Source organism: Microbulbifer echini (assembly GCF_041447225.1).
Taxonomy (GTDB): Bacteria; Pseudomonadota; Gammaproteobacteria; order Pseudomonadales; family Cellvibrionaceae; genus Microbulbifer; species Microbulbifer echini.
In genome coordinates, this window is sequence record NZ_JBGMEL010000009.1 from 183,054 (window position 1) to 189,053 (window position 6,000).

The window sequence follows — 6,000 nt, forward strand, 5'->3', positions numbered from 1 at the left end:
TTCCTCAATCACTTTTTCTTTTTACTGTTAGAAGAAGTTTTTTTCTTCTTTTTGACTTTGCCGCTGCGCGTCTTGTCTTTATCTACTTTTTGCGCAGCCTTGCGCGCAGCTACCGCCGGGCGTTTACCTCCCTTACGCGGCGGGGTGCGTTTACTGCCACGGCGCTTTGCCGGAGCATCAGCCTTTTGTTGTTCAGCTTTGTCACTCGACTCTTTTTGCTCCGCCGGGCGCTTTTCCTGTGCAGAATCTTCCACAACAACGGCTTCTTTGGAACCAACTTTACGTTTGCGGATCGGCGCAACTTCCTCTGAGGTTTCCGCGCGCTTGCCCCATGGATTGGCACGAGACTTACTGCCACTCTCTTTTTCTTGCTTACCGCGGCGCTCGCGTTCCTGTTGGTGCTCCACGGCCATCTCCATTGCGCGAGAACTTACTTTCGTAGTCTCTGCTTTCGTCCGCGCTGCTTTATTGCGCGGTACAAGTTCTTCAAGAATAAAATCAACTTTGCGCTCATCGAGGTCGACCCGCGCCACCTGGACGGCAACCGAGTCACCGAGGTGGTAACGCTTGCCGCTACGCTCTCCAATCAAACGCTGGTGCGCCTGTTCGAAGCGATAATAGTCTTTTGGCAACGCAGTGACGTGAATTAGTCCCTCAACATAGAGGTTATCCAGTTCCACGAATAAGCCAAACCCCGTGACAGCACTAATGACACCCGGGTAAACCTCACCCACATGGTCCTGCAGGTATTCGCACTTGAGCCAGCTGACCACATCCCGGGTGGCATCGTCGGCGCGACGCTCGGTCATGGAACACTGTTCACCAAGCTGTAACATCGCCGGCATGTCGTAGGGCAGAATTTTCTGCTGATCGATGGGCTTGGCACCGGGTACGACGTGAATCTTCTGCGCCACTGCAGGCTCATTGGCGCTGCCATTGCGGATCAGCCAGCGCAGCGCGCGGTGCAGCAACAAATCTGGGTAGCGGCGAATCGGCGAGGTAAAGTGCGCATAGGCGCGATAATCCAAACCAAAGTGGCCTCTATTTTCCGGCTGGTAAACCGCCTGATTCATAGAGCGCAGCAACATGACCTGAATAATATGCGCATCGGCACGTCCCTCGACCTGCTCTAATAGAGCCTGAAAATCCGCCGGTTGAGGCTCAGCCCCACCGGGTAGGCGCAGGCCCAACTCGCCCAAATACTCGCGCAGGTTGCTGAGTTTTTCCTCTTTAGGCGCATCGTGCACACGGAATAGCGCCGGTAATTTCGACAGCTCCATGAGGTTGGCCGCACAGACATTCGCCGCCAGCATGCACTCTTCGATTAACTTGTGCGCATCGTTGCGTGTAATCGGCACGATGCGCTCGATCTTGCGCTCGCGGTCAAACAGGATTCGGGTTTCGGTGGTTTCGAAGTCGATAGCCCCACGTCGATCACGGGCACTGCGCAGCGCCAGGTACAAGTCGTGCAGATTATCCAGGTGCGGAACCAATGCGGCGTACTGTTTGCGCAGACCGCTGTCGCGATTGTCCCGCTCCTCCAATACTTCACCGACCTGGGTATAAGTCAGCCGCGCATGACTGCGCATCACCCCCTCGAAAAAGCGGAAATCGCTAATCTCACCGCGACGATCGATGTGCATTTCGCACACCATACATAATCGATCCACCTCAGGATTGAGCGAACAGAGCCCGTTGGATAGTTTCTCGGGTAACATGGGTACCACGAAATCGGGAAAATAAACCGAATTGCCGCGGCTATGGGCTTCCTCATCCAGAATCGAACCTGGCCGTACGTAGTGAGACACATCGGCAATGGCCACCAACAACTTCCAGGTGTTATCGGGCAACAGCTCACAGTACACGGCGTCATCGAAATCCCGCGCATCTTCACCATCGATGGTGACCAGAGGCAACTGGCGCAGATCTACCCGCGCTTTCTTATCGTCTTCCAGCACCTCGTCGGCAATAGCCTCCACTTCGGACTGTAGAGCGGTGGGCCAAACATGGGGGATTCCGTAGTTGCGAATCGCGACATCGATCTCCATTCCCGGTGCAAGATGGTCACCGAGGACCTCCAGCACTTTCCCCTGCGGTACGCGATCGCGCCCCGGCTGGGTGACAATCTTCACCACCACATACTGACCGTGCTCGGCACCAGCTGTGTCTTCCGCTGCCACCATCACATCGAGGTTCACCCGCGGGTTATCGGGCCGCACAAAGCAAATCCCATTTTCCAGATATAAACGGCCCGCAAGCTGCTCGGTGTTGTGTTTAATCACCCGTACCACGGCGCCTTCACGCTTGCCGCGAAAACCTTCGGGAGTTTCCCGCACCAGAACTTCATCACCGTCAAACACCTTGCGCATCTGTCGGTGGGACAGGTAGAGATCGGTACCGCCATCACTGGGAACAACAAATCCAAAACCATCGCGGTGGCCAATTACTCGGCCTCGAACCAGACTCATCTTATCTAATACTCCAAAGTCACCGGCGCGATTGCTGGCGATCTGGCCATCCCGGGACATGGCGATAAGGCGCCGACGTACCCCTTCGCGGCGGTCCTCATCCTCCAGTTCCAGCAGATCCGCAACAAACTCCCAGGGCACGGGCCCCGCTTGCTGCTCTAGTAGCTGCAACAGGTATTCGCGGCTGGGGATTGGCTTTTCATATTTCTCCGCCTCACGCTGGGCATGGGGATCAGCATTGAGGGGCTCTGAAGTAATTTTTTGTGTCAAAACAGCATCCGTTGTTGGGGTAACCGCCGAGGGTGGGCGGCTTCCGGAGGTTATCCGGTCAAAGGCAGACGGCAGAGATAGAAAGCTTTTTGTTCAATGTTTCGCCGCTGTTGAACGCATTATAAGCGATTTCAGCACATTTCCAGACCTTCTTGGAAAATGTTGAAAAAACCGCAGTGAACCCGTTGACACCTTTCCTACGGATCTCTATAGTTCGCGTCCTCAACGGAGCACACGTTGATTTGCCCAGGTGGCGGAATTGGTAGACGCGCTAGCTTCAGGTGCTAGTGACCTAACGGTCGTGGAGGTTCAAGTCCTCTCCTGGGCACCAATTCCAAAAAGGCTGACTCGAAAGAGTCGGCCTTTTTTCGTTATGGGTTACCGAATTCCCATCTCAAAAGCTCCATCCTATTTGCTGGCTAAAGGCCCACAAAAAAACCGGCCCAAAAATAGAGCCGGTTATATTAATGCGCCACGTCAGCCCCAGTTTCAGTTAGATGCCAGCACCTCCTGCTCGCGGAAGTCAGCGGTGACATCCTGATTCTCCTCCAGCCTGGCATCAAACTCCGAATCTTCACCCTCCTCCGTCCCGGAGAGTGCCGCTGCCGGCAACAGCTCACCAGATCTGAGGCGCATTTCCGGGGAATTCAGCGCATCGACCCCGCTGCTGTAGGGCTTCACCGCACTGAAGATGGCCGGATCAACCTGGGTGAAATCCTCAACACCATTTTGAATTGCGGAACGCAGCCCCTGCGACGCCTGCGCACCGGCAATAGATTGCAGTTCATCCCCCTTACTGGTGAAGTTCGGCACCTGGCCAATAAACTCTGGCTCATAGTAAGAGGCAGAAACAATTTCCACATTAGTAGTCACATCCATACGCAGCGGTGTAAGTTCACTACCGATAATGCGCCAGAACTGAGTATCGGTGCCCAGAGTGACATTGCCCGCAGTAATATGCGTATCACCGTAAGTCTCGGCGGTGAGATCACCAAACCCAGCACTGGTCAGCTGGACATTACCGCGGCCAGCATTGATTTCATCAATTAGTAAATCTTCTTTTGCCAGAACGGTAATATCGATATCGGGCCCAGAAGTGGAAATAGCCAAGGCATCGACATCAGACTCAATATTTACATCACCGCTGACAACCAAGTCAGCATGCTTGGCCTTGAGGCTACCGCCTATTGTGCCTTTGGCACTGCTCAGCACATTGATATCCCCGGTGCCATCGTAACCGAGACGCATACCACTATTAGTGAATTTCAGGCCCGCTCCGTTTTCATTGAAACTGCCGGAATTGACTCCGCCGTTTTCAAAATTAAAAGTAAGGTCAGTTTCCAGAGTGAGACTGTCAGAGGTGTTATCCAGCAGCTCAAAACCGGAGAAATCAAAATTGCCTACCTGGTTACCAGAAGAGTTTACTCGCCAAGTATCTCCGCCCAGATTGTACTGGAAGGAGTCGCGCCCAGCACCACCAGAGAGCGCTACTGCATCAGTGCTGTCCACATCCACTTGTACGTAGTCATCTCCCTCTCCGAGAGAGAGGCTACCAATGGAAGTGCCGGATAGAATGACTTTATCATCACCGGCGCCGGTATCTATAGAGGTCAGCTCACCGCCACCCAGATTAAAGGTATCCCTTTCACTGCCCGCTTCAATCAATTCAATTCCGCTAAATACCAGCGTTTCGCCGCCGCCTTTTACCGTATGTTGTGAATCGTTAATATCCCAAGCAGCGTCAATATTGGCGCCCTCGATTGTGTCGTTACCACTACCACCACTGAGGCTCTCCAGGTCCGCAAATCTCACCCCGGCAACCGTCATGCTATTGACGCTATCGAACACGTAGGTACTGCCGATATCCTGGCCGATATAGCTTCCCACCCCTTGAACCAACTCCAAACTGTTGAACAAAACAGTCAGGCCGTTTACCGTCGCCTGAGCAGTGCCATTCTCTAGAGAATTGCCATTACGAGTAGAGGTCCAGCTCGCGCCGCTACCAGCGGCGTTAACCGTATCCTCACCATCACCAGTATCCACACTTTCGAGCCCGGTAAAGAGAATACCGGCTGCGGTGATGTCTCCATTCGAGGCCAGGGTAAAAGTATCATTGCCATCAGAGCCAGTTAGCTTGTCTGTACCACCTTGAGCGCTGACTTTCTTAATCCCAGTAAACGCTATTCCGGCTGTAGAAATACCAGACTCGGTTAAGGTTAAGGCATCATTCCCCTCCGTACCGTACAACTGCGCATTGTTGGCTTCTGCGATATCGATACCGCTAAATTGGACACCATTAACCTCCAGCGCATTTGCCCCGCTCAACTGCCAGGTGGCGGCATCACTCTGAACCTTATCGCTTTCACTGCTGCCGCTACCCGCAGAAACACTGGCAACAGAAGAGAACGCTATGCCGCGAACCTTGAGAGACTGCCCGGATGCTGCCAATTCAAAAGTATCGGCCTGATTATTAGTAGCCGCATCCACCGCCACATCATCCGCAGTAACCTTCTCGATTCCCTCAAAGCTCACTCCGGCAACAGCGAGACTGCCGCTGTCAGCTCCCAGAACCCAGTCTTCACCGCTGATATCATTTCCGCCGGCAACCGTATCTGAGCCTCCAGCTGCATCAATTGAATTGAGCCCGGTGAAGCTCATAGCATCCACTTGAATCAAGGTGCTGTTATTGCTCTTAGACAGGGTAAACGTATCGACAAATTCCCCTCCGTCCAAGCTGCCCGCGCCACCACTGAAGGACTCCACTCCTGTGATAAGTACGCCGTTATGCACCACTTGGTTGGCAGTAGCGGTCAGGGACCAGCCGTGGTTGGCACCGCCGCTGACACTGTCGGCGCTGCCGCTGGCAGCAATACTGGTGAGGTTGGCAAACACCATGCTGTCGACGGTGACTGCGGTGGCGTCGGCGTTGAAGGCGTAACGGTCATCCTCGCTGCTGCTCAGGCGGCCATTACCAGCGCTCAAAGATTCCGCGCCGGTAATGGTGACCCCGTTGTGCACCACTTGATTGGTTTCGTCGGTCAGGGCCCAGCCGTGGTTGGCACCGCCGCTGACACTGTCGGCGCTGCCGCTGGCAGCAATACTGGTGAGGTTGGCAAACACCATGCTGTCGACGGTGACTTGATCGGCGTCGGCGTTGAACGCGTAACGGTCATCCTCGCTGCTGCTCAGGCGGCCATTGCCTGCGCTCAGGGATTCCGCGCCGGTAATGGTGACCCCGTTGTGCACCACTTGGTCGGCTTGA

General features: G+C 54.4%; 2 protein-coding genes and 1 tRNA gene. 1 reads left to right on the forward strand and 2 read right to left on the reverse strand.

What is annotated here, in order from left to right:
* Positions 1-8: 8 nt before the first annotated feature.
* Positions 9-2,738 carry a ribonuclease R gene (rnr, locus tag ACCI51_RS11010; protein ID WP_371843582.1) on the reverse strand — a complete coding sequence of 910 codons (2,730 nt, stop codon included), beginning with the start codon at positions 2,736-2,738 and terminating at the stop codon, positions 9-11.
* 244 nt (positions 2,739-2,982) lie between these two features.
* Between rnr and ACCI51_RS11015 the strand changes: the two genes are divergently transcribed.
* Positions 2,983-3,069: transfer RNA gene (locus ACCI51_RS11015), tRNA-Leu, on the forward strand.
* 158 nt (positions 3,070-3,227) lie between these two features.
* On the opposite strand, the gene ACCI51_RS11020 is transcribed toward ACCI51_RS11015, so the two are convergent.
* Positions 3,228-6,000 (reverse strand): beta strand repeat-containing protein (locus ACCI51_RS11020; RefSeq protein WP_371843583.1); only part of this gene is annotated, 2,773 nt, incomplete at its 5' end.